Annotated in this window: 28 protein-coding genes; 11 read left to right on the top strand and 17 right to left on the bottom strand. The window is 62.5% G+C overall.

The window, feature by feature from the left end; all coding sequences use genetic code 11:
* Positions 1 to 238 precede the first annotated feature (238 nt).
* Complete coding sequence (locus tag NKG60_RS27635) at positions 239 to 442, top strand: DUF3126 family protein (RefSeq protein WP_023674799.1); 204 nt, start codon at positions 239 to 241, stop codon at positions 440 to 442.
* 194 nt (positions 443 to 636) lie between these two features.
* Here the strand turns inward: NKG60_RS27635 and NKG60_RS27630 are convergent, their stop codons facing one another.
* Together NKG60_RS27630 and NKG60_RS27625 are read right to left on the bottom strand one after the other, a co-directional pair.
* Positions 637 to 924 (bottom strand): GIY-YIG nuclease family protein, encoded by a 288-nt coding sequence (locus tag NKG60_RS27630; RefSeq protein WP_352868346.1) that lies wholly within the window; start codon positions 922 to 924, stop codon positions 637 to 639.
* 230 nt (positions 925 to 1,154) lie between these two features.
* The gene (locus tag NKG60_RS27625) at positions 1,155 to 1,886 is read right to left on the bottom strand and encodes a hypothetical protein (RefSeq protein WP_352868285.1); all 732 of its coding nucleotides are present in this window, start codon (positions 1,884 to 1,886) and stop codon (positions 1,155 to 1,157) included.
* Positions 1,887 to 2,006: 120 nt separating this feature from the next.
* Here NKG60_RS27625 and NKG60_RS27620 point away from each other — a divergent pair, with 120 nt between their 5' ends.
* Positions 2,007 to 2,351 carry a DUF6949 family protein gene (locus tag NKG60_RS27620; protein ID WP_352668269.1) on the top strand — a complete coding sequence of 115 codons (345 nt, stop codon included), beginning with the start codon at positions 2,007 to 2,009 and terminating at the stop codon, positions 2,349 to 2,351.
* An 18-nt stretch (positions 2,352 to 2,369) separates the two neighbouring features.
* A complete protein-coding gene (locus tag NKG60_RS27615; RefSeq protein ID WP_352868288.1) occupies positions 2,370 to 2,897 on the top strand; it encodes a gamma carbonic anhydrase family protein in 528 nt (175 codons plus the stop codon).
* Positions 2,898 to 2,955: 58 nt separating this feature from the next.
* Here NKG60_RS27615 and NKG60_RS27610 read toward each other — a convergent pair whose 3' ends face one another.
* Together NKG60_RS27610 and NKG60_RS27605 are read right to left on the bottom strand one after the other, a co-directional pair.
* Entirely contained in the window at positions 2,956 to 3,702 is a 747-nt protein-coding gene (locus NKG60_RS27610; RefSeq protein WP_352868290.1) for an SDR family oxidoreductase, read from the bottom strand.
* 30 nt (positions 3,703 to 3,732) lie between these two features.
* The gene (locus NKG60_RS27605) at positions 3,733 to 4,920 is read right to left on the bottom strand and encodes an MFS transporter (RefSeq protein ID WP_352976081.1); all 1,188 of its coding nucleotides are present in this window, start codon (positions 4,918 to 4,920) and stop codon (positions 3,733 to 3,735) included.
* 96 nt (positions 4,921 to 5,016) lie between these two features.
* Between NKG60_RS27605 and NKG60_RS27600 the strand changes: the two genes are divergently transcribed.
* Positions 5,017 to 5,913: a LysR family transcriptional regulator gene (locus tag NKG60_RS27600; protein ID WP_352868294.1), complete on the top strand. Its 897-nt coding sequence runs from the start codon at positions 5,017 to 5,019 to the stop codon at positions 5,911 to 5,913.
* A gap of 212 nt (positions 5,914 to 6,125) precedes the next feature.
* On the opposite strand, the gene NKG60_RS27595 is transcribed toward NKG60_RS27600, so the two are convergent.
* From NKG60_RS27595 to NKG60_RS27585, 3 genes are all read right to left on the bottom strand, one after another.
* Positions 6,126 to 6,725, bottom strand: a complete 600-nt coding sequence (locus NKG60_RS27595) for a transglutaminase-like cysteine peptidase (RefSeq protein WP_352668306.1) — start codon at positions 6,723 to 6,725, stop codon at positions 6,126 to 6,128.
* A 262-nt stretch (positions 6,726 to 6,987) separates the two neighbouring features.
* The gene (locus NKG60_RS27590) at positions 6,988 to 7,605 is read right to left on the bottom strand and encodes a PilZ domain-containing protein (protein WP_352492546.1); all 618 of its coding nucleotides are present in this window, start codon (positions 7,603 to 7,605) and stop codon (positions 6,988 to 6,990) included.
* Positions 7,606 to 7,722: 117 nt separating this feature from the next.
* Positions 7,723 to 8,361 (bottom strand): PAS domain-containing protein, encoded by a 639-nt coding sequence (locus NKG60_RS27585; protein WP_352668258.1) that lies wholly within the window; start codon positions 8,359 to 8,361, stop codon positions 7,723 to 7,725.
* Positions 8,362 to 8,753: 392 nt separating this feature from the next.
* On the opposite strand from NKG60_RS27585, the gene NKG60_RS27580 reads away from it, so the two are divergent.
* From NKG60_RS27580 to NKG60_RS27565, 4 genes are all read left to right on the top strand, one after another.
* Positions 8,754 to 9,524 carry a rhomboid family intramembrane serine protease gene (locus NKG60_RS27580; RefSeq protein ID WP_352868296.1) on the top strand — a complete coding sequence of 257 codons (771 nt, stop codon included), beginning with the start codon at positions 8,754 to 8,756 and terminating at the stop codon, positions 9,522 to 9,524.
* 101 nt (positions 9,525 to 9,625) lie between these two features.
* Positions 9,626 to 10,057 (top strand): CBS domain-containing protein, encoded by a 432-nt coding sequence (locus NKG60_RS27575; RefSeq protein WP_352976079.1) that lies wholly within the window; start codon positions 9,626 to 9,628, stop codon positions 10,055 to 10,057.
* Between the two features lie 191 nt (positions 10,058 to 10,248).
* Positions 10,249 to 11,748, top strand: a complete 1,500-nt coding sequence (gene gatB, locus NKG60_RS27570) for an Asp-tRNA(Asn)/Glu-tRNA(Gln) amidotransferase subunit GatB (protein ID WP_352868299.1) — start codon at positions 10,249 to 10,251, stop codon at positions 11,746 to 11,748.
* A gap of 1 nt (position 11,749) precedes the next feature.
* Positions 11,750 to 12,238, top strand: a complete 489-nt coding sequence (locus NKG60_RS27565; RefSeq protein ID WP_352868300.1) for a GNAT family N-acetyltransferase — start codon at positions 11,750 to 11,752, stop codon at positions 12,236 to 12,238.
* 15 nt (positions 12,239 to 12,253) lie between these two features.
* On the opposite strand, the gene NKG60_RS27560 is transcribed toward NKG60_RS27565, so the two are convergent.
* The 6 genes from NKG60_RS27560 to NKG60_RS27535 form a co-directional block, all read right to left on the bottom strand.
* The gene (locus NKG60_RS27560; protein WP_352868301.1) at positions 12,254 to 12,595 is read right to left on the bottom strand and encodes a hypothetical protein; all 342 of its coding nucleotides are present in this window, start codon (positions 12,593 to 12,595) and stop codon (positions 12,254 to 12,256) included.
* A gap of 150 nt (positions 12,596 to 12,745) precedes the next feature.
* Complete coding sequence (locus NKG60_RS27555) at positions 12,746 to 13,957, bottom strand: hypothetical protein (protein WP_352976077.1); 1,212 nt, start codon at positions 13,955 to 13,957, stop codon at positions 12,746 to 12,748.
* Positions 13,958 to 14,104: 147 nt separating this feature from the next.
* Complete coding sequence (locus NKG60_RS27550) at positions 14,105 to 14,404, bottom strand: hypothetical protein (RefSeq protein WP_352868304.1); 300 nt, start codon at positions 14,402 to 14,404, stop codon at positions 14,105 to 14,107.
* A 94-nt stretch (positions 14,405 to 14,498) separates the two neighbouring features.
* Positions 14,499 to 15,899, bottom strand: coding sequence for an ArnT family glycosyltransferase (locus NKG60_RS27545; protein WP_352868305.1), 1,401 nt, complete (start codon positions 15,897 to 15,899; stop codon positions 14,499 to 14,501).
* Between the two features lie 189 nt (positions 15,900 to 16,088).
* Positions 16,089 to 16,409, bottom strand: a complete 321-nt coding sequence (locus NKG60_RS27540; protein WP_352976075.1) for a response regulator transcription factor — start codon at positions 16,407 to 16,409, stop codon at positions 16,089 to 16,091.
* Positions 16,409 to 17,248: a PAS domain-containing protein gene (locus NKG60_RS27535; RefSeq protein WP_352976074.1), complete on the bottom strand. Its 840-nt coding sequence runs from the start codon at positions 17,246 to 17,248 to the stop codon at positions 16,409 to 16,411. The genes NKG60_RS27540 and NKG60_RS27535 overlap by 1 nt, the downstream gene beginning before the upstream one ends.
* Before the next feature lie 255 nt (positions 17,249 to 17,503).
* Between NKG60_RS27535 and NKG60_RS27530 the strand changes: the two genes are divergently transcribed.
* The 3 genes from NKG60_RS27530 to NKG60_RS27520 all read left to right on the top strand — a co-directional run bounded on the left by NKG60_RS27530 (position 17,504) and on the right by NKG60_RS27520 (position 18,997).
* Positions 17,504 to 17,902 (top strand): NADH:ubiquinone oxidoreductase subunit NDUFA12, encoded by a 399-nt coding sequence (locus tag NKG60_RS27530; RefSeq protein WP_352668241.1) that lies wholly within the window; start codon positions 17,504 to 17,506, stop codon positions 17,900 to 17,902.
* A 155-nt stretch (positions 17,903 to 18,057) separates the two neighbouring features.
* Positions 18,058 to 18,540, top strand: a complete 483-nt coding sequence (locus tag NKG60_RS27525) for a DUF2155 domain-containing protein (RefSeq protein WP_352451095.1) — start codon at positions 18,058 to 18,060, stop codon at positions 18,538 to 18,540.
* 88 nt (positions 18,541 to 18,628) lie between these two features.
* On the top strand, positions 18,629 to 18,997 hold the full coding sequence (locus NKG60_RS27520; RefSeq protein WP_352868350.1) for a hypothetical protein: 369 nt from the start codon (positions 18,629 to 18,631) through the stop codon (positions 18,995 to 18,997).
* A 72-nt stretch (positions 18,998 to 19,069) separates the two neighbouring features.
* Here NKG60_RS27520 and aat read toward each other — a convergent pair whose 3' ends face one another.
* The 4 genes from aat to aroQ are packed head-to-tail and all read right to left on the bottom strand — an operon-like array spanning position 19,070 to position 21,985.
* Positions 19,070 to 19,687, bottom strand: coding sequence for a leucyl/phenylalanyl-tRNA--protein transferase (aat, locus tag NKG60_RS27515; RefSeq protein WP_352868310.1), 618 nt, complete (start codon positions 19,685 to 19,687; stop codon positions 19,070 to 19,072).
* 15 nt (positions 19,688 to 19,702) lie between these two features.
* Positions 19,703 to 21,046 (bottom strand): acetyl-CoA carboxylase biotin carboxylase subunit, encoded by a 1,344-nt coding sequence (accC, locus tag NKG60_RS27510; protein ID WP_352492533.1) that lies wholly within the window; start codon positions 21,044 to 21,046, stop codon positions 19,703 to 19,705.
* Positions 21,047 to 21,065: 19 nt separating this feature from the next.
* On the bottom strand, positions 21,066 to 21,524 hold the full coding sequence (accB, locus tag NKG60_RS27505) for an acetyl-CoA carboxylase biotin carboxyl carrier protein (RefSeq protein ID WP_352868312.1): 459 nt from the start codon (positions 21,522 to 21,524) through the stop codon (positions 21,066 to 21,068).
* Between the two features lie 26 nt (positions 21,525 to 21,550).
* Positions 21,551 to 21,985, bottom strand: coding sequence for a type II 3-dehydroquinate dehydratase (gene aroQ / locus NKG60_RS27500; protein WP_031211260.1), 435 nt, complete (start codon positions 21,983 to 21,985; stop codon positions 21,551 to 21,553).
* Positions 21,986 to 22,003 lie beyond the last annotated feature (18 nt).

The following is a 22,003-nucleotide window of genomic DNA, read 5'->3' as shown; positions in this document are numbered from 1 at the left end:
CATTCAACCCTCCTTCGGCTTTTCCGGCCGAAATAGAATCGAGCTTCGCCGCAAAGCGCAACCCAGATGTGTGAATGCGATAGGTCACTATACGGGGAGAAGTGACCGGCAGGGCGATGAGGGGCGGCGCCGACTTGAGGCGATTGCCCGTCTTCTCTCGTCGGCTTTGCCTTTACATGGTCATTGTCGACGTGTCAGAAGCGCGCTCAAACGAGCAAGCGACGATCGGAGAAGACTGTTGAAGCCGGACGAAATCAGAAAGCTGGACGCCTATTTCAAGCGCACCTTCCAGAACCCCAAACTCGAAGTGAAGGCGCGGCCGCGCAAGGAAGATTCGGCCGAGGTCTATGTCGGCGACGAGTTCCTCGGCATCGTCTTCAAGGACGAGGACGACGGCGACTATAATTTCTCGATGGCGATCCTCGACATCGATCTGGCCTGAGCCGGGAGTTTAGCTGGCCGGACCTGGTTGTTGCAGGCGGATCGCCTGATGGCGGAGCGCAAACCTCGGAGACTGGCTGGAGCATCCCCAACTTCGTCATCCCAGGGCGGAGCAAGGAGCGAAGCGACGCGGCGCAGACCCTGGGATCCATGCCGTTGCCTGTCGGCAGTGCGCCTGCGGACCAGAACGGTACGCTACCACCCAGTTCCGCGAAAAAGCTCGAACCACTCAGGGTTGGTCTTCTCGATCAGCTCGATCTTCCGCTGGCGTGGCCAGCGCTTCAGCGACTTCTCGCGCTGGATGGCATCGCGAATGTCGAAATGTTCCTCGTACCAGACCAGACGCTGTACGCCGTAGCGGCTGGTGAAGCACGAGCCTTCGCCAGATTTGTGCTCCGGCATGCGGCGGCCGAGGTCGTTGGTGACACCGATGTAGATCGTGCCGCGCTTCTGGCTTGCAGTCATGTAGGCATAGCCGGTCATGGTTGAACGGTAGCTTGCGCCGGCGCCGACGCAAGTGCCGTTCTGAACCGCTGCATTCCTCGGCTGAGGTAACGGCATGGATCCTAGGGTCTCCGCCGTCGCTTCGCTCCTGCTCCGCCCTAGGATGACGAAGGCGTGGTGGGCCTACAGCTAATCGCAAACCCTGGAGATTGGTAGCCCGATTGGCGGGGCTCCAGCCCACAGCCCTTCAGGCCGGTCAAAGGATCGAGCTACCGCCCCGTCTTCAGCACACGCGCTGCCTCGCCCGAAATCGCCGCGTCGAGCGCCTGCCAGTCGCCCAGGAATTCCCGGGGGAAGCGGTAGGTGAGGCTGAGATTGTCGCCGACCAGGATGTCGCGTTCGCAGGGCGCTAGCGATTCGTCCGCGCTCGGGCCGCTCAGGCAGCGTGCAACGAACGGATCCTTACCGGGGCGGTCGGCGACCGCCAGCACTTCGTTGAGATAGCCTGATTTTTCGCTGAAGGCGTAAAGCGTGATGCCGCCAGGGCCGGGCGTACCCGGCTTGGCGATCAGCGCGCTGTAGATCGGCGCGAAACGGCCGCTCATGTCGCGCGACATCATCTGCGGCTCGAACGACAGGAAGACGATGTCCTTGCTGGGTCCGGTGTGGTTGAAGTCGTCGCGGGCAGCCTCGCTGTAGCCGTCCATCTCGGGATAGCGCAGATAGAGGTCGAGCCGCGAGGCGATGCCGTCGCGCCGGGCCTGGGCAAAGCGGATGACGTTGGCCGGCACGGCGATGACGTTGTTGCCGATGACGACCTTGTGGACCGTGGTGTCGTCGGTGTACCCGGCCATGGCGATCGAGCGGCCGAACCATTTGCCGCCAAGGCTGATCGCCACCGAAAGCAGTGCCAGCGCGGCGAACGCATAAAACACCCGCTTCATCAGCGTCGAATCGACGACGCTGAGTTGCGGGCCCTCAGTGGCGGCTGCCTGCTTCATCGCGACCCTCGTTTGCCGTCCCATCGGCTGTACCTGAACGACACATCTCGGCGCGGCACGGCTCTTGCTTCGCAGCTTTTGCAGGCGACTGTGCGATTTCATGGTAAACGGAGGGTAAAGATGGGTCCGGTCGAACAAATCATATTCAGTTTTATGGCTGGGCTGACGGCTTGCGGCCTGGTCGGATCGGCGATGGAGCTGGTCGCCGGCCGCAAGCTTGCCTTCGTCCAGCCCTACGTATCATCGAAGCACATGCTGCGCTCGCTCGCCGCGACGGCTTGCGCCGGGCCGCTGATGTTCGCCAACGAGGCGCTAGACGCCTGGCGCGAGCGTCGCATCTCGGTGCTGGGGCTGATCTCCTGCGGCTGTACGGCGACCATCTGGGCGCTGGCACTGGGCATGGTGGTGATCGCCATTGCGTCCTGGGCGGCTTCGCTTCTAGGGTCTGGCAGCTTGTCGGTGTGAGACGATCTGGAGACAGCAATGCCGATCTACGCGATTGACGGAAAAGCGCCCGCTTTCGAGGACGCCGACAGCAACTGGATCGCGCCCGACGCCACCCTGATCGGCAATATCAGGATCGGCCGCAATGCCGGCTTCTGGTTCGGTGTCGTCGTCCGCTGCGACGACGAGCCGATCGTCATCGGCGCCGACACCAACGTGCAGGAGCACACAATCATGCACACCGACGCCGGCTTTCCGCTGACCGTCGGCCAAGGCTGCACGATCGGCCACCGTGCCCTGCTGCATGGCTGCACCATCGGCGACAACAGCCTGATCGGCATGGGCGCCATCGTGCTGAACGGCGCGAAGATCGGCAACAACTCGCTGGTCGGCGCCGGTGCGCTGGTCACCGAAGGCAAGAAATTTCCCGACAATTCGCTGATCGTCGGCTCGCCAGCGCGCGTTGTCAGGATGCTCGACGAGGCCGCAATCGCCAGGCTGCGCGCCTCGGCCGCGCATTATGTGGCAAACGGCCGGCGGTTCAGGGCGGGGCTGAAGGAAGTCTAGCCGACCCAGAAATGGTGGAGCCGGGCCTTAGGATACCCAAAGCATAGCCCCTTCCAAGTCAAACCGGCTGGGCGGTCGGCCGGAACAAGATCTCGTTGATATCGACGTCGTCCGGCTCGTTGATCGCGAAGGCGACTGTTCGGGCAAACGTATCTGGCCCCACGGCGATCTTGCTCACGAAGTCCCTGGTGCCCTGCTGGATATCCTGCTCGCTGATATGCTCGAGCAACTCTGTGCTGACAGCGCCCGGCGAGATCACCGTGGTGCGGATATTGTAGGGTTTGACCTCTTTCCGCAGACCCTCGGACAGCGCACGCACGGCGAACTTGGTAGCGCAATAGACCGCCGCACCCGGGTCGACCACATGGCCGTATACGGACGAGACATTGATGATGTGCCCCGATCGCTGCTCCTTCATGTACGGAAGCGCGGCCGCGATGCCGTAAAGGACGCCCTTGATGTTGACGTCGATCATCCGGTCCCATTCGTCGACCTTGAGCCGTTCGAGCGGGGCCAACGGCATGAGGCCCGCATTGTTGAGCATCACGTCGATGCGGCCGAATTCCCGGACCGCCGTGTTCACCAGGTTCTGGACCTGGCCGGCGTCGGTGACGTCCGTAGTGACGGCCTTGGCTTTGAACCCAGCGGCGCTCAGTTCCTGGACAAGCGCGTCGATGCGGTGTGACCGGCGTGCACCCAGGACCACGGAAGCGCCTCGTCCGGCAAGATGGCGTGCCGTCGCTTCTCCGAGGCCACTGCTGGCACCGGTGATGACGACGACCTTGTTCTCGATTCCTTCGGACATGAGATTCTCCTAGACAAGAATTGAAAGAGTTCAGGTGCGGGGCCTGGCCGAGGCGGCGAGCAAGGCCGAGCCCGTGAGCAGGACGGCGGCGAGAAGGAAGGCGCTCCACCAGCCGGCCACGTCGAACAGCAAGCCTCCCGCGATAGCGCCGCCCGCGATCGCGAGCTGGATCAGGGCGACCTGGAGTCCGCCCCCGGCCTCCAGGTCTTCAGGGATGAGCTTGGTCACGCAGGTGTTCCACGCCACCGGGATCGGGGTCGCGAACAGTCCCCAAAGAACCAGCAGGCCGGCCGTGGCGCGTGCAAACGGTCCAAAGGCAATCAGCAGTAGAGCGAAGACCGCGAGTGCACTCGGCAGCCCGATCAGCACGGCTGTGAGGTGCCGCCGGAGTATGAAGCCGACAATCGATAGTCCCGCCACGCCACCGAGGCCGACGCCCAATAGAGCAAGTGAGAGGGCGTTGACCTCGAGGCCCCTCACGTTTTCCAGAAACGGCCGCAAATAGATCGAGAGCGCGTTCTGCCCGATGAAAGCGAGCCCGGTCGCGCCCATGCCGATGGCGAATCTGCGATTCCGCAGCAGGCCGAACATACTCGACACCGACGCGATCTCTATCGGTGGCATCTTCGGGAGAACGGCCAACTGCCAAACGAGCGCCGCAAGGCCGATGGGGACAGTGACGAAAAAGGTTCCCCGCCATCCGATCAGCGATCCGAGGAAGCTGCCGACGGGCGCGGCAATCACCAATGCGAAGGCAGTGCCACCCTGGAGCAAGGCAATGGCCTTGGGCAGGTCGGGTCCCGCGGCCAGGCGGGCCAGAATGGCCGTCGACAGTGACCAGAAACCACCGATCGCGATGCCGACCAGCGCCCGCCCGGCCAGGAAGACCAGGAAGTTGGGAGCAAGCGCCACCGCCAGGCTCGATGCGGCCAGCACTGCCGTATAGAGCAGAACCACCGTCCGTCGATCGACGTTTCGCAACAGCGAGTTGCCGAAGAGGCTGGTAACCACGGCGAAGAATCCGGATACCGCGATTGCCTGGCCGGCCTGACCCCCGGAGGCGGCCAGATCCTGAGCGATCGGGGTGAGCAGGCTCACCGGCAGGAACTCCAGTCCGACCAGAAGGAAGGTGAGCAGCGACAGGCAGACCACCGCAGACCATGGGGTCGTCGTGCTGTCACCTGCTGCGGCCTCGCCCAGCGCGAAATCAATGGCCATAAGGCAGTCTCCTGTCCGTTGCCGAACTAAGTAGTCGGGCTGGCCAAATGCGACTAGCGGGTATAATTTTGATGTGGTTGTGAATGAGGCTCATCAATGCCACGCGACGAGTTCGCCGAAATGCGCGCGTTCCTGGAGATCACCCGGACGCGGAGCTTCACCCGAGCAGCCGCCAAGCTCGGCGTCACTCCTTCGGCTCTTAGCCACACCATCAAGTCGCTGGAGTCGCGGCTTGGCGTTCGTCTTCTGTCTCGCACCACGCGCGACGTGGCCCCGACGGCGGCCGGTCAACGCCTCAAGGAAGGCATCGAACCGCACTTCGAAGGCATCGCGGCTGAGGTCAGCGCTCTCGGCGTCCTTCGCGACAGGCCGTCCGGCAACATCCGCCTGGTGTGCACCGACGATTCGGTCGACATTGTCTTCCGCGCCCGGCTGCCAAAGTTCCTGAGCGACTTCCCCGATATCAATGTCGAGCTGGTGGTCGACAACGCCTTCACCAACATCGTCGAGCGCCAGTTCGATGCCGGCGTGCGGCTGGGCGAGTCCATTGCCCGGGATATGGTAGCCGTACGCATCGGAGCCGACGTGACCTACACTGTCGTCGGCTCACCCCATTACTTCGCCCACCGGACACCGCCGGAGACGCCGCAGGAGCTGACCGACCATAACTGCATCAACTACCGGCTGCCGACGTCAGGATCGGTCTATGCCTGGGAATTGCGGGAAGGCGCGCGCGAGTTCAGTGCTCGGGTCGAGGGGCAACTGACGCTTAACAACATGGGGCCGGCGATCCAGGCCGCGCTTGACGGAGTGGGCTTGGCCTATCTGCCGCGCGAACTCGTCATTCCACACATTGAGAGTGGCCTTCTCCAGGAAGTCCTGACCAAATGGTGCCCGACGTTCCAGGGTTACCACCTGTACTATCCAAGCCGACGCCATCCCTCTCCGGCGTTTTCCGCCTTTGTCGACGCGTTCCGTGTCAGGGGCAAGTAACGGCGTTTCGGCGACGAACGACAGCTCGTATCCCACAAACGATCGTGAGACAGCTTGGGTGACGAAGCGCAGTTGGAGGCAAGCCGGGATAACTGAATCGAATGTGTTTCGCCCAGAAATGGTGGAGCCGGCCCGGGGACGGGGCCGGCTCCTTAAACCCGGTCGTTGGGGACGGGGAGGGTGGGGACTCGACCGGGTTTTGCGTCGCGTCCTCAGCGGACGCTGGCGACCGCGTCGGAGCGGCCGTCGTTGATCGTCACCCAGGCGCCGGAATTCCGCTCGGACTGGCGCTTCAGGTAGGTGTAGCCGGTATTGGTCCAGGACAGCACCTTGGGCTGCAGATTGTCGAGGATGAACTCGCCAAGGCTGGTGCGCACGGTCAGCACCGCATGGCCGTCGCCGTTGCGCTGGCGCACGACCGTCATCAGCAGATCACCGGCCGGCACGCCGATGCTCATCAGCTCGCGGCGCTTTTCCAGCGCATAGTCCTCGCAGTCGCCGAAGCCGCTATTGGGAAAGGACCAGACTTCCTCCTTGCCCCACATTTCCATGTCGGTGCGCGGCGCGACCTTGCTGTTGACCGAATTGTTGATCTTGACGATCGTCGCCCACAGCTTGCGGGTGAGCTCGACGGGTGCCCGCCCAGGCGTCCTCTGATTGCATTCCTGCGGAAGCTGCTGGCACAATTCGTAGTGACCGACCGGCTGTGTGGTGCGGCCGCCGGTGTGCATGAAGGCCGGCTCCGCCGCGTTTGCAATCCCCCAACCGAAAAGCTGCATCGCTATTGCCGCCAGCAACAGCTTGCCCCTCATCCTGTTCATTATTCAGTCTCCCCGTTTGAGGAGACAATGACACGGCTGGATTTATTTGACGCAAAAGCACGAAGTAGACATTAAGTAAAACACCAATAGAATAAACGTAAAATTTGACGCAATTGAGTATAGAATTGTTTAAGGATTCTAGCCAGGTGTGTTCCCATGCTTCGTCGCACCGTTCGAACAGCTAGGATGGCGGGACAGAGGGGGGCGCGAAGGATCGCGAGCCTCTCTTCCCGATGGCGCTAAGGCTTCTGCGTCATCCGCGCGGTGAGCTGAATTCGGTATCGAGCGTTTCCGGCCGCTGGATGACGGCGAACTCGATGGCGACGCCATCTTCGAAATGACGCACTATCTGGCCGCGCATGGTGCCGAGCGTCACCTGGACGCCGATGGCCGGCTTGACGTCGATCTCGATCGCCGCGCCCGACAGCGACAGGTCGATGATGCGGCACTGGTACTGGCGTCCGTCGGCAAGCTGCAGCACGCTCGTCGGGTTGCGCGGTGCGACGCGTTCATGGCGGCGGTCTTCCGGCAGGTCGAGCTCGTGCTTGTTGGCAAGCCAGGTCAGTTGCGCGGCGAGCTTGTCCCTCTTGCGGTCGGACGCGATGACGGTCATCGCAAAGCCATCCTGCAAAGTGCGGGTGATGACGCCTTCGATGCGGCCGATGTGATCGATATAGGCAATGACCTTTTCGCCAGCCAGGCCGGCGCGCTCGGTGCGCAGCGCAACGTTGCCGGGCGACATGTCGACCACCTGGCACGGATGCTCGGTGCGGTCTTCCAGCATGAAGCGTCCGTAAATTTTCACGCGGACGCGCTGAAAGTTACGCCTTTCAGCTTGGGACGGCGCATGGTCGACCGCCGCTGACCTCATCACTGCCATACCCCGTTCGTCATTCCGCGCATGGATGCGGGGAATTTCAGCGGAAAACTACAACAAAGCAGGTTAACAAAGGGGAAAGCCCGGCGCTGTTGCTTTAAGCTTTGGGCATCATTCCTCGCGTCCGCCGTCGAAGACGACCAGGTGACGGATGCGGCGGGCCTGGCCGAGCGCCGAAATCGTCTCGGGCGGGTCGAATTCCGATGGGGCGAGCGAGGGAACCTCTATCGCGGGCCGGTTCTTCAGGAACATCGGCTCCTTGTCGGGATCGACGACACGGATCGAATCGATCAAGGCGTCGAGAACCGGGTCGGCACCCAGCCAGAAGGGTTTTTCGACGGCGCTTATCACGCCGAGGCAGCGCGGGCTCTCGACCCCGCCGTCGAGCGGCAGCGCGAGCAGCTCGAACCTGTTGGATCGGCCGTTGCGGCTGAAACCCTCATAGGTGATGAGCATCACCGATTTCTGGTCGAAGACGCCGTCGGTCAGCTTCGAGATCAGCCGCTGGTCCTTCTCGCGCCACAGCGAAGGGAATGAAAACCCCTTGAGTTCGCGGCCATAGACCGCGCAGAGCCTGGTGCCGGCCAGCCGGAACACCGCTTCGCCGCGCGTGTCCTTTTCCAGGATGAACGTGTCGGCCAGCAGCGACTTGATATCCGCGGGTTCGACTTCCGAGCGCTTCGGGGCAGGGCGTCCGTCACGCAACCGGTTCCAATAATGGAACAGCGTGATCGATCCGGTCTGGTTCATGCTAATGCTGCTCCGCGCATTCTGTCTTCTGATGTCCCATCGGTGAACAGAAGGGCGCCCTCCGAAGACCTACATGCGTTGCGGAGCAGGATGCGTGCCAGCATCGTTAATACTTGTTCACGGGTCGGGGCGGTTAAGGTTAACAACTGGTTTACGTTGCGCGCCAGCCAGCCCTGTGGCACACCAAAACCACTCCAGAAGCGGTCGTTTTGCGACGATCGGCAGCACTTCAGTCAAGAGTTCAGGGGGAGCATGGGGGCTCGACCAGCCGTTCAAGGGAAACCTTGGACGGCTTCTTTTTTGATTCGGGGCTGCTGATTCGCCGTTTGTGATTCGGTTGGTCGTGATCTACATGCTCGCGAAGTCCAACCCAGCGACTGAGTGCAAGCCATATGAGCGACCCAGAAAGCCCACCGGAGATCGAGCAGGGCGAGGGCGGGCCTGTCGCCCGCGAACCGGAGCAGCGCCGCGAGCCGGTGTTCAACCTGCCGCCCGTGGTGCTGGCGGTGATCGGCATCTGCGTCGCGGTCCATCTGATCCGGGTCTATTGGCTAACTGACGACCAGGACTTCGAACTGCTTGTCAGGGCTGCCTTTGTGCCGATCCGCTATTCCGGCCGCTTCGACCTGGATTTCTTTGCGTTTTCAAGCCCTTTCACCTACGCCTTCCTGCATGGCGGCTTTGCCCATCTTGCCATCAATATGGTGTGGCTCGCGGCCTTCGGCTCACCGCTGGCCAACCGCTTCGGCGCGCTGCGCTTCAGCCTGTTCTTCGCCGCGACCGGACTGGCGGCGGTGGCATTGTTCTGGGCCATGCATCCGCTTGGCGAGGCGCCGCTGGTCGGGGCCTCCGGCGCGATTTCCGGTATGATGGGCGCGGCGGCACGCTACGGCTTCCGCATCGACCGCTCGTCGGGCAAGGCCGCCTTCGCCGGTCAGCCTTTGCCGATGGCGGCAGTGCTGCGCTCGCGCGGCGTCGTCACCTTTCTCGCCATGTGGATGGTGATCAACCTCGCGACCGGCCTCTTCGGCCTGGCGCCTGGCATTGACGGCCAGATCGCCTGGGAAGCCCATATTGGCGGCTTTCTTGCCGGCTTCTTCGGCCTGCGGTTTTTTGATCGGCGAGAGCAGGCACCCCGGCAGGCGGACGAGCCGGAGACCTGAGACCTCCGCACTTGAAAAGCAACCGATCGCGGCGCACCATGTTCATCCCAGGGAAAGCCGGCCAGGGCAGGAGCCGGCAAGGAAATGGAGAGGAGGACGCCATGACTGTTAAGGCAATTCTCGAGGCAAAAGGCCACGACGTGGTGACGCTTGGGCCGAACGAAAGGCTCAGCGAAGCCATCCGCATGCTTTCCGAACACAGGATCGGCGCGCTGGTCATCACCAACGGCGATCACAAGATCGTCGGCATCCTTTCCGAGCGCGATGTGGTGCGGGTCCTCGCCAAGGAGGGGGCCGCGGCGCTCGACCTCGCCATCCGCTCGGCGATGACGCCCAAGGTGAAGATCTGCAATGAGAACCACACCGTCAACGAGGTCATGGAGATCATGACCAAGGGCCGCTTCCGCCATCTGCCGGTGGAAAAGAACGGGCTGCTCGACGGCATCGTGTCGATCGGCGACGTAGTCAAGCGGCGCATCGAGGATGTCGAGCGCGAGGCCGAGGAGATCAGGGCCTACATCGCCACGGCATGAGGCGACGGCGGCCGGGTTGCCGGCCATTGAATCTTTTCAAGCCGCTATAGCAGTCCATCGCGGCAGGTGCGGGCCTGTGCCGCGTCGGCGTCTGCGGCTTTGCGCTTGTCTCTTTTGGCGGTTTGCACTAGCGAAGTTGCACATCAAAATATGCGTTCTCGCATGTCCGCAATTTCAATATGCAGGCCCTTATGAGCATCATCGATACCCGCACGCCCGACGCCAAGCGCCTGGTTCCCGGCGCTACCGGCGACTGGGAGATCATCATTGGCCTCGAGGTCCACGCGCAGGTGACCTCGCAGGCAAAGCTGTTTTCCGGCGCCTCGACCATTTTCGGCGCCGCGCCCAATGCCAATGTCAGCCTGGTCGACGCGGCGATGCCCGGCATGCTGCCGGTCATCAACGAGGAATGCGTCAAGCAGGCGATCCGTACCGGGCTGGGCCTGAAGGCTGAGATCAACCACAAATCGGTCTTCGACAGGAAAAACTATTTCTATCCCGATCTGCCGCAGGGCTACCAGATATCGCAGTTCAAGCAGCCGATCGTCGGCGAGGGCAAGGTGATCGTCTCGGTCGGCCCGGACCGGCAGGGCGAATTCGAGGACATAGAGGTCGGCATCGAGCGCCTGCACCTGGAGCAGGATGCCGGCAAGTCGATGCACGACCAGCATGCGACGATGTCCTATGTCGATCTCAACCGCTCCGGCGTGGCGCTGATGGAGATCGTCTCCAAGCCGGATATGCGCTCCGCCGATGAAGCCAAGGCCTATGTCACCAAGCTGCGCACGATCGTGCGCTATCTCGGCACGTGCGACGGCAATATGGACGAAGGCTCGCTGCGCGCCGACGTCAACGTCTCGGTGCGCCGGCCCGGCGGCGAATTCGGCACGCGCTGCGAGATCAAGAACGTCAACTCGATCCGTTTCATCGGCCAGGCCATCGACTATGAGGCGCGCCGGCAGATCGCCATCCTCGAGGACGGCGGCAGGATCGAGCAGGAAACGCGGCTGTTCGACCCCAACAAGGGCGAGACGCGCTCGATGCGCTCCAAGGAAGAAGCGCACGACTATCGCTATTTCCCCGATCCCGACCTTCTGCCGCTGGAATTCGACCAGGCCTATGTCGACGCGCTGGCAAAGGACCTGCCGGAACTTCCGGACGCCAAGAAGGCGCGGCTGATCACCTCGCTCGGCCTGTCGACCTACGATGCCTCGATCCTGGTTTCGGAAAAGGCGATTGCCGATTATTTCGAGAAGGTGGCGGCCGGGCGCGACGGCAAGCTCGCCGCCAACTGGGTCATCAACGACCTCCTGGGGGCCTTGAACAAGGCCGGCAAGGATATTGAAAACGCTCCTGTTTCGCCCGACCAGCTTGGCGCGGTCATCGACCTGATCAAGGAAGGCACCATCTCCGGCAAGATCGCCAAGGATCTCTTCGAGATCGTCTGGAACGAGGGCGGCGATCCGCGTCAGCTGGTCGAAAGCCGCGGCATGAAGCAGGTCACCGATACCGGCGCCATCGAAAAGGCGGTGGACGAGGTGATCGCGGCCAACCCGGACAAGGTCGAGCAGGCGCGTGCCAAGCCGACCATGGCCGGCTGGTTCGTCGGCCAGGTGATGAAGGCGACCGGCGGCAAGGCCAATCCGCAGGCGGTCAACGAGCTGGTCAAGGCCAGGCTCGGGATCGAGTAGGATGTTCGTTCGCACCGCCAGCGAGCGCGATCTTGCGGCGGTGCGCGCATTGCTGGTCGAGACATGGCATGCCACCTATGATGCCATCTACGGCGCGCCGCGGGTCACCGAAATCACCGATGAATGGCATTCTATCGCCGCGCTCAAAACACGGCTGACGCGGCCGAACTCGGAGTTCCTGCTCGCCGACGACGGCAAGAGCATCGGCGGCATGGCTTTCGCCGCCGCCACTACGGATCCCGGAATCGTCATGCTGAACCAGCTTTACGTGCATCCGGCCTGGCAGAGGCAAGGCATCGGCCAGGCGCTGCTGGACGAGATCGAGGCCAGCTTTCCGGAGGCTCGAACGCTGCGCGTCGAGGTCGAGGAAGCAAATGCTCCGGCCATCGCCTTTTACCGCTCGAGAGGGTTCCTGCCCGCCGGCAACACAGCCGATTGCGGCGGCGCCTCGGGGTTGCCGGCGCTGGTTTTGGAGAAGGCGATCGGCTAGCTCGTTCGCCTGACGCTAGTTGCGTTTCACAGGCAGGTTGGAGCAGCCGGCAGCGAGAAACTCGCACGGCAGGCTGCCGCCGCCACCCGACGTGTGCGGGGGCGTGGCGGCTTCGATCTTTTCGACCTCGTAATATTTCGAGGTAACGCCCCATCTTTTGACGCCCTGGCACGTCGAGCGCACGCCAACCTCCGTCGCCTTTGCCGCAGTCTTGTAATAGGTGGTGATCCGGCAGGATTGGCTGACCGGCAGCGCGTTCGCCGGGCTCGTGACCGGCGGCAGGAAGCTCGGGAAGGCAAGCAGCGAGATTGCCGCAATGATCCGGACGGCGGGCATGGTGTGGGGGAAGTGCAGCATCGTTTGTCTCCATCGATGGCTCCGCTCGCTCGTGGCGCAGCGGCGCGTTTGTTCCTGCAAGATCAGGCCATGAAGCCGGCGCTGCCGCATCTGCCGCGCGGGGGAGGCGGCAGCGGTCTGAACCGCCGCCGTCATCCGCGAGCGGCCGCGTCAGGGCGTTTTCGGCTTGATGAGCGTCTTTATCGGAACGGCGACTTTTGGAGGCCGGACCGTACTGGTTCCACCATCGACGGCCAGCCCGCCGCTGTTGAGATAGCGCACCGTATAGTGCAGCTCATAGCCCGGAACTCTGATCCATGTAGGTTTGTGATTGAACTGGTCCGGAGGCCTCGAATACCACTTCGGGATCTGCATGATCTTGGAACCGGCACCGAATCCCGCAGTCTTGGCCGCTACTGCGAAGGCGCTGTCTCTGGGATCGTTCGGCGGCTGATCGACATTGCCGATGACGACCAGCGAATCGTATTTTCGCGCGTCGAGCCGTACTGCGGGAAGGTTCAGCGCAGCCACGTCGCCTTCGCGCATCGTCAGCGCCTTCTGGAGGCCATCCTCATTGGCATAGACGTTGAGGTTTATGGCCTCGGAGGCCGCGTAGACGACATTGTTGTGGAAGTCGCGGGCTGCCAGGCGCGTGAGACTGTCGAAGGTCACTTCTATCGTCGGCTTGGCTATGGCGTCCGTCACCACCAGGTTGCGTCGCGGCACCGTCCAAAAGATGAGATCATCGTCGGTGGCCTGCGTGCCGGCATCGGAGCCGTCTATGGCCGAGCATTTCGAATTCGGAACCGGCGTCGTCACCGGCAGGGGTGCCGAAAACGAGCTGCGTACCTGGGCGTCGATGTAATTGCCGACGTTGAAAACGTCTTCGAGGATGTTGCCGCCCTCGAAGCTCGCCGGGCCGGGTTGCGAGCGGATGATGACCTGGCTGGAATCGGTCTGCCAGCCGCTGCAGAAGACGTTGACGTCTATGGGAATGCCGATGTGACGGTCGGAGGTCACCGGGATCGAGACTTTGATGGTCAGGATGTAAGGAACTTTGACAAACCAGCTGTTCGGCTGGTTCAGCATCTGCGTCGCAAAGCGCGACGGCCGCCATTGCTTCAGCGATTCGATCGATGCGCGCGATGATCGTCCCTGGGCGGCCAGCTGTGCGTTGGTGGCGTCGACCTTGGCTTGCGCCAGGTTGCGGACGGTGTTGGTGATCAGGAACACGCCGAGTTCGGCTTTGCAGGGCCTGTTCGATTGTGTGGGATTGCATGGGGCAAGTGCCGCACTGGGAACCGGCGGCCCCGAAGGCGGCGGCTGGGCGGCCGCAGTGGCCGCCATCAGGCAGAAGAACAGCATCGTGCAGGTTTTCAACATGGTATCCTCGCTCTGTCGTTGGAAACCACCCTCCGGCTAGACGGCAGCATTTGTCCGATGGCGGTTCATCGCCCGCGGGGGATGAATCGCGAAACATCGGGCGGGCCCAGCGACGTTGAGCCGCCGCCGTCCTTTCGGATCGGATGGCTACTGCTTCACGGCGCCTTCGGTTGTCGCCTTCGGCGCGACGACCTTCGGCTTGGGGGTTTTTGGCCCTGGGTCGACTACCAATGCGGCCGTGCAGGAGCATTTGCCCGAACCGCAGTTCAGGTCGCCCTTGCACATTTTGGAATGCCGCATGTCGGTGCAGTCGGCGGTCCCGGAGCAGGAGCAACTGCCTTGCCCAATCGTTCCGGACTGACATTTGAAGCTCCATGCCGGATCGGCGGCAAGGCCGGCCACAGCGAGCGATAAGGCAAAAAGCGTCGTCGAGATGAGCTTGCGCATGAATACCTCCCGGTTCTATCGAACGATGGAACCACGAAGCAGCAACGCCTTCATCTCCCGCGCGGGGGACGAACTCGCATACCGGTGACGATCGTCAATGCTGTCCCTTCAGCACGACGAGATAACCGCGTTCGACGCGAAGCCGGAACGCGATTTGCCCTGCAGTGCCCGGATCCTTGGAAACCTTGTCGATGACATAGCCGCTGGGATGCGAGCCAAGCCATTCTTCCGGTTTGTCGGTGGTTTCGAATGGCTTCTGCAACCGGGCCAGGAAGCCGACTTCGCCTTGATAATCGAAAGCCACAGCCCAGTCCGCATCCTTTCGCTCGTCGATGAAGTTGGCGAGCGGCGTCAGGTCATAGCGTTTGAACGCGGTTGCCGATGCCAGCGCGTGGCCAATGCCGAAAATGACAAGCATGACGACGGCCGAGCTCTTCAGCCTAGCGAGCGGGATCTCCGCCATGAAATAGCCGAACAGGATGACCACGAACGGCAACATCGGCACGACATAATGGGGCTGCTTGCCGGATATCGCGCTGAACACCAGAAAGACGGCAACGAACGAGAACGACAGCAGGCGTAAGGCGCGCAGATCCGGCGACTTCGTCTCGATCAGGCTGCGGATCCGCGCGCGCAGCTTCAACCGCCAGACCTCGGGTATGAAGATCCACGGTATGAACATGACTGGCAGCAGCAGCAGATAGAAATAGAACGGCCGGCCGTGCGAATTGCGCAAATTGCCGGTGACACGCCCCGCCGACTGGTTCCAGACGAGATCATAGACGAAATTGCCTTTTGTCAGGATGGTCGCCGGCACCAGCCAGATCGCCACCGGAATCAGCGCGGCGAGCACTGCCAGGCCCACTCCAGCGAGGAAGTTCGGTGTCGCCAGTCCCGCCCGCCGGTCGCGCCAGAACGGGTAGAACAGGATGGGCGCGCCGATATGGATCAGCACCACCGGGCCTTTCGTCAGCACGCCCATGCCGATGAACAGCCCGGCCAGAACGGCCTGCCAGCGGTTGCCGCTGCGGCCAAAGGCAATCAGCGACAACAGCGCGGCAAGCACAAAGACCGTCAGCAACAGGTCGAACAGGATCAGCGTCGAATAGATGACGAACACGCTGCTTCCAGCGACCAGCCAGGGGATGCGCCGCGCGATGTCGTCACGGCCCGGAAACAGGGTCTTTGCCAAAGCCGTCGTCAGCCAGATGACGAGCGAGGAGGTGGCGAAGATGACCAACATCGCCGCCGGCCGGCTGGCGCCGAAAACGGTCCAGACAAGGTCGATAAGCCAAAACAGCAGTGGCGGCTTTTGCAGATAGGGCGCGAAATTCATCGTCGGGACGAAGATCTGTCCGCTCAGATACATTTCCCAGGTGACGCTGAGATATCGCGTTTCGTCGACGGGCAGCAGTGGCCGGAAAGCGACCGCGATTACGATCAGCCCAAGCAGAAGGAGGTAGGGGAGTAGCCGCTCGGTAGATGTCGGTGTCAAAGATCGAGATCCGTGCCAGAAACAATTTTCATTCCAGCCGAGCATAGTGCCGCGTTTCTGGACCGCGAACGACCGCACCATGATTTTGGCCGAATTGCAACGATGCCGGTTTCGTTTCGCAGAAAGGCTTGGAAAACTGACGGGCCGGGCCTTTTGGACCGCTGCCGGTCGGGGGGAACCCAGTGCAAATCAACTGGAGCGCAAGGGCGGCGACAATTCGCGCATCAACAGTTCGAGCTCGCGCTGATCGCCTGTACCGGTCTTGTCGAAAATCGTCGCCAGCTGCGACTTGACGGTGCCGTCCGAGACGCCGCCGGCCGCGGCGATTTCCTTTCGCGTCAGGCCGGCGGCAACGTGACCGGCGACGCGCCTTTCCGCCGCGGTCAGTCCGAACAGCGCCGCAATGGCGTCCAGCGCCGGGATAGGCGCCGAACCGGCCGCCGCGATGAAGATCGCTGCGGCGGCGCGCTGCGCGATGCGCGCCGAGATTTCACGCCGTGCCAGCGGCATCACATGGGCCACCGCCGGAACGGCCGTCTTGGCCAGGGGAATGTTGATGCCGCAAGGTCCGAGCGCGAATTCGTCGCGCGTGCCGAGCTGGACGGCGCGGCCGATTGCGGCGTTGGCGTTGGCATAGGTGAATGAAAGCTGGCCCGCACGCAAGCAACCGAAATGTTTTCGGCGAGCAGCGCTTCGGCTGACGGGTTGGCGAAGATGATGGTCATGTCTTCGGCGACGATCAGCACCGGATGGTCGAGGCTTTCGATGATGGAGCGGAAGATTTCGGCCTTGCGCCGCTCGGCCTCGAACAGGTCGCCGATGGTCACCGCGCGCCGCACATGCGGCGCCAGCAGGCAGACAAGCTCGAGATCCTCGCGGGAAATCTGGCGCCTGTCCTTGTCGGTGACCACCATCAACGTGCCGATCCGGGTCGGCCGCTTCATCAACGCCACCCAGAAGAAATCGTCCAGGCGGTTGGGTTGCACCCATTCGCGTACGATGCGGCTTTCGAGCCATCTCTGTCGCGTATCCGGGCCTTGCAGGGCGTAGATCGAATCGACGGTGAACGGCACGTCGATCTCCATCTTGGGAACCGCCGCATAGAACGGCACTTGCGAGCCGTAGTCATGCTTCAACGGCTCAAGAACTGCGGGATCGCCGCAGGACACCGAAAACCGCGCGGAACTGCTGATCGTGTCGATGACGGCGAGCATGGCAAGCTGGCCTTCCGCCAGGTTGCAGATGGCCTCGAGTGTCGCCTGCCAGCGGTCGACGTCGGCAATCGAATCGTAGATCGCCTCAACGACCTGCGGCAGCGCGCGACCGGCCGTGCCCGCCAGCGATGACATGAGCCCCTCTCATTTGCCGTCCTTGAGGCAACGAAGCTTCAACTCCTAGAATAACGCTGCGTAAGGTTGCCAACAACCCATTTCATCTGCTTCGCGCGGACGCGAAAATAACATGATCATTTCGCTTTCCCGCCAGCCATTTGCTCCTCGGTTGCGGCAAGACGCTTGCCTTCGCAATGCCGTGACGCCATAAGCAGGAACAGGCGCCGCAGCCGCCGCGAGGACTTGCTTCAAGGACTTGCCACGAGGATTTGGATGAAAACTTTCCTTCTGCAGTTTTTCACCTGGTGGAATAGCCAGACATTGGGAACGCGCTTCCACACCTGGCGGCACGGCAAGAAGGTCGGGCAGGACGAGGTCGGCAACGTCTACTATGAGGGCGGCGTCGATTCGGAAGGCCGCACCCGTCGCTGGGTCATCTACCGCGACTATTCGGAAGCCTCGGCGATTCCGCCCGGCTGGCATGGCTGGATCCATCACCGTGTCGACGTTGCGCCGCCAAGCGAAGAGTACAAGCCACGCGACTGGCAAAAGCCGCATGTGCCGAACCTCACCGGCAGCCCCGCAGCCTATCGCCCGAAAGGCTCAGTGCTGACCAACCAGCATCGTCCGCAGGTGACGGGCGACTACGACGCCTGGACGCCTGGTTCGTGATCGATCGGCGCGACATGCGCGCGGTCTCCACGGGGCGGTCCCCACGACGACGGTCCTTTGTCGCCACAATTGCTGTTTAGCTGTTTGCTGATCCGACAGCAGCAACTAGCCTTGGCGTTAAGAGAATCACCCGGGCGCAAACCACCGGACCTTGCATGAGCATGTTCAGCCGAATTTTGACGGGCGGATTAACCGCGGTCGTTCTCGCTTCTATGGTGGCGCTTGCTGCTGCGCAGGAGTTGGCGCCGCCTGCGCCGGACGCGTCGGTGGCGCCTGCAGCACCCGCAGTATCCGAGCGCATCACCAATCCCGTCGCTGAATTCGCCGGCATCGACAAGATCACCGGCCGTATCATCACCTTCGATGTCTATATCGACGAGACGGTGCAGTTCGGCGCTTTGCAGGTGACGCCGCGCATCTGCTATTCGCGGCCCGAAAACGAAGAGCCTAAGACGGATTCGTTCGTCGAGGTCGACGAGATCACGCTCGACCGGAAAATACGCCGTATCTTCACCGGCTGGATGTTTGCCGAAAGCCCCGGGATCAACGCCGTCGAGCATGCCGTCTATGATATCTGGCTGAAGGGCTGCAAGCAGAAGTCCGACGTGCCGGCACCCGCCGCCCCCAAAACCAACTAGACTTTGTCAGCGCGCGGCGGATACCGCGCTTTGCGGAACCGCATTGTTGCCCGCGCGTTGGGGCCTCTCTACGGTGGAGGTTGCCATGATGATGGCCAACAAGAACGAACTTCTCGACATCGAAAGGGGATTCTGGAGCGGCGGTGCCGACTATTTCAAGGCCAATGCCGATACCGAATGCCTGGTGGCCTTCCCGCAGATGGCGCGGGTGATGAGCAATACCGATCTGGCCGCAACTGCCACGGACCCGAACCGCTGGCGCGATCTCGACATCGACCTCAAGGGCATCATCGAGCCTGGCAGCGACATCGTCATGCTGACCTACGAGGCGCGTGCGACGCGGCAAGATGGCGAAGCCTATGCAGCGCTGGTCAGCACCGGCTATGTCCACCGCGTCAACGGCTGGAAGATGATGTTTCACGCACAGACGCCGCTGGCGACGGCAGCAAAAGGCTGACCGGCTGCTAGAGCAATTCCAGGAAAAGTGTGAACGGTTTTGCGTTTCTGTGAAACGATGAACCATTCCAGTTTATGGAAAAAACACGGCCTCGCCCTTCAGCGCCTCGGCCAGCATCTTCTCGTACTTGCCGCGCGGCACGTCGATTGCGCCGAAGCGTTTGAGATGCTCGGTGGTGAACTGCGTATCGAGCAGTGCAAAGCCGCGCGCCTTCAGGCGTTCGACGAGGTGAACCAGGCAGGCCTTTGACGCGTCGGTCTCCCTGGCGAACATGCTCTCGCCGAAAAACACGCGGCCGAGCGATACGCCGTAGAGCCCGCCGACCATCCGGTCGTCGTGCCAGGCCTCGACCGAATGGCAATGGCCCATCCGATGCAGCTCGATATAGGCTTCGCGGATCGGTGCGTTGATCCAGGTCGACCGCCGTTCCTCGCGCCTTTCGGCGCAGGCCTCGATCGTCGCCTCGAAGTTGAAATCGATGCGGAACTCGAACAGGTTCTTGCGGATCGTCTTTCTCAGGCTTTTCGGTATGTGGAACCCGTCGAGCGGAATGATGCCGCGCGTCTCCGGCCGCACCCAGAACACTTCGGGGTCATTGGCGCTCTCGGCCATCGGGAAGACGCCGGAGGCATAGGCTTTGAGCAAAAGGTCAGTCGGGATGCGATAACCGGGTGCGTAGGGACGGGTCATCGCTTCGCCCCTGTATCACTCGCCTTCGGCCAGGTATTTTTCCAGCCAGTGGATGTCGTAGTCGCCATTGGCGATGTCGGCGTTGCCAACGAGGTCGCGAAACAGCGGCAGCGTCGTCTTGATGCCGTCGACCACGAATTCGTCAAGCGCGCGCCGCAGCCGCATCATGCATTCGACGCGGTTGCGGCCGTGCACGATCAGCTTGCCGATCAGGCTGTCGTAGTAGGGCGGGATTTTGTAGCCGGAATAGACGCCGGAATCGACGCGGATGCCGAGGCCGCCCGGCGTGTGGAAGTGGGTGATGGTGCCCGGCGAGGGGGTGAAGGTGCGCGGATCCTCGGCGTTGATACGGCATTCGATGGCATGGCCATGGAAGCGGATATCCTCCTGGCGCACCGAAAGCCCGCCGCCCGAGGCGACGCGGATCTGCTCGTGCACGAGATCGATGCCGGTGATCGCCTCGGTGACCGGATGTTCGACCTGCAGGCGCGTGTTCATCTCGATGAAATAGAACTGGCCATCCTCATAGAGGAATTCGATCGTGCCGGCGCCGGAATAGCCGAGATCGGCGATCGCCCTGGCGCAGACGCCGCCAATATGCGCGCGCTCCTCGGCATTGAGAGCCGGCGAGGGCGCTTCTTCCCAGACTTTCTGGTGGCGGCGCTGCAGCGAGCAGTCGCGCTCGCCGAAATGCACGCCGCGCCCGGCGCCGTCGCCGAACACCTGCACTTCGATATGGCGCGGCTTCTGCAGATATTTCTCGATATAGACTGCGTCGTCGCCGAAGGCCGCACCCGCCTCCGAGCGTGCCGTCTGCAGCGCCACCTCGAGATCGGCCTCGCTACGCGCCACTTTCATGCCGCGCCCGCCGCCGCCCGCCGACGCCTTGATGATGACGGGGTAGCCGATCGCGGCGGCAATGCGCTTGGCTTCCTTGTCCTCGGTGACCGCGCCGTCGGAGCCGGGCACCACGGGAATGCCGAGGCGTTTTGCGGTACGCTTGGCCTCGATCTTGTCGCCCATGATGCGGATATGGTCGCCGGTCGGGCCGATGAAGGTGATGTTGTGCGCGGCGAGGATATCGGCGAACTTGGCGTTCTCCGACAGAAAACCGTAGCCGGGATGCACCGCGTCGGCGCCGGTGATCTCGCAGGCGGCGACGATCTGGTGGATGTTGAGATAGCTGTCGCGCGACGGCGGCGGGCCGATGCAGACGCTCTCGTCGGCGAGACGCACATGCATGGCGTCGGCGTCGGCGGTCGAATGCACCACCACCGTCTGGATGCCGAGCTCCTTGCAGGCGCGCAGCACCCTGAGGGCGATTTCGCCGCGATTGGCGATGAGGATTTTCTGGAACATCTTTCGCCTGTTCCCGGCTCTACTCGATCACGACGAGCGGCATGCCATATTCGACCGGCTGCGCATCTTCAAACAGGATCGCCGTCACTGTGCCGGCGCGCGGCGAGGGGATCTGGTTCATCGTCTTCATTGCTTCGATGATCAGCAGCGTCTGGCCTTCCTTGACCTTCTGGCCGATTTCGATGAACGGCCTGGCGTCGGGCGACGGTGCCAGATAGGCGGTGCCGACCATCGGCGAGGCAACGGCATTCTTCGACACGTCGGGCGTCGCTGGCACGGCCGCTGCCGCAGGCTGCGCGGCTGCCGGGGCATAGGCCGGCTGAGCTGCGGCGACGGCATGGACGGCCGGGGCCTGCCGCGAGACGCGCACCTTCAGATCGCCTAGCTCGACCTCGATCTCGGTCAGGTTGGTGTCGTTCAGTATGCCCGCCAGATCGCGGATCAGCTGCTGGTCAACACCGTTCTTCTTTATCGACATTTTCGAGCCTTCTGTTTGTTGGCCGGTCATAGGCGTGCAGCCAGCGCCTGCAGCGCCAGCGTGTAGCCGAGCGGCCCGAACCCGCAGATCATGCCGACGGCGACCGGCGCGACCATGGAAACGTGGCGGAATGGTTCCCGCGCGTGGATGTTGGAGAGATGCACCTCAGCGACCGGCAGCGGCGCGACAGCGCGGATGGCATCGTGAATGGCGATCGAGGTATGGCCGTAGGCGCCCGGATTGATGACGATTGCGGCGGCCTTGTCGGCGGCCTCCTGGATCCAGTCGACGAGGTCGCCCTCATGGTTCGACTGGCGGAAATCGATCTCCAGCCCAAGTGCAGCACCTGCCTGCTTGCAGTCGTCGGCGATCGCGGCAAGCGTCTTACCGCCATAGATGCCCGGCTCGCGCTTGCCGAGCGCGTTGAGATTGGGGCCGTTCAGGACGAAAACCGTTTTCAAAAAATGCCGACCTTTCCC

Source organism: Mesorhizobium sp. M1428, assembly GCF_040317515.1.
In the GTDB taxonomy this organism is placed as follows: Bacteria; Pseudomonadota; Alphaproteobacteria; order Rhizobiales; family Rhizobiaceae; genus Mesorhizobium.
The sequence above is the reverse complement of the archived record's forward strand: the minus strand, read 5'-3'. Positions and strand labels throughout refer to the sequence as shown.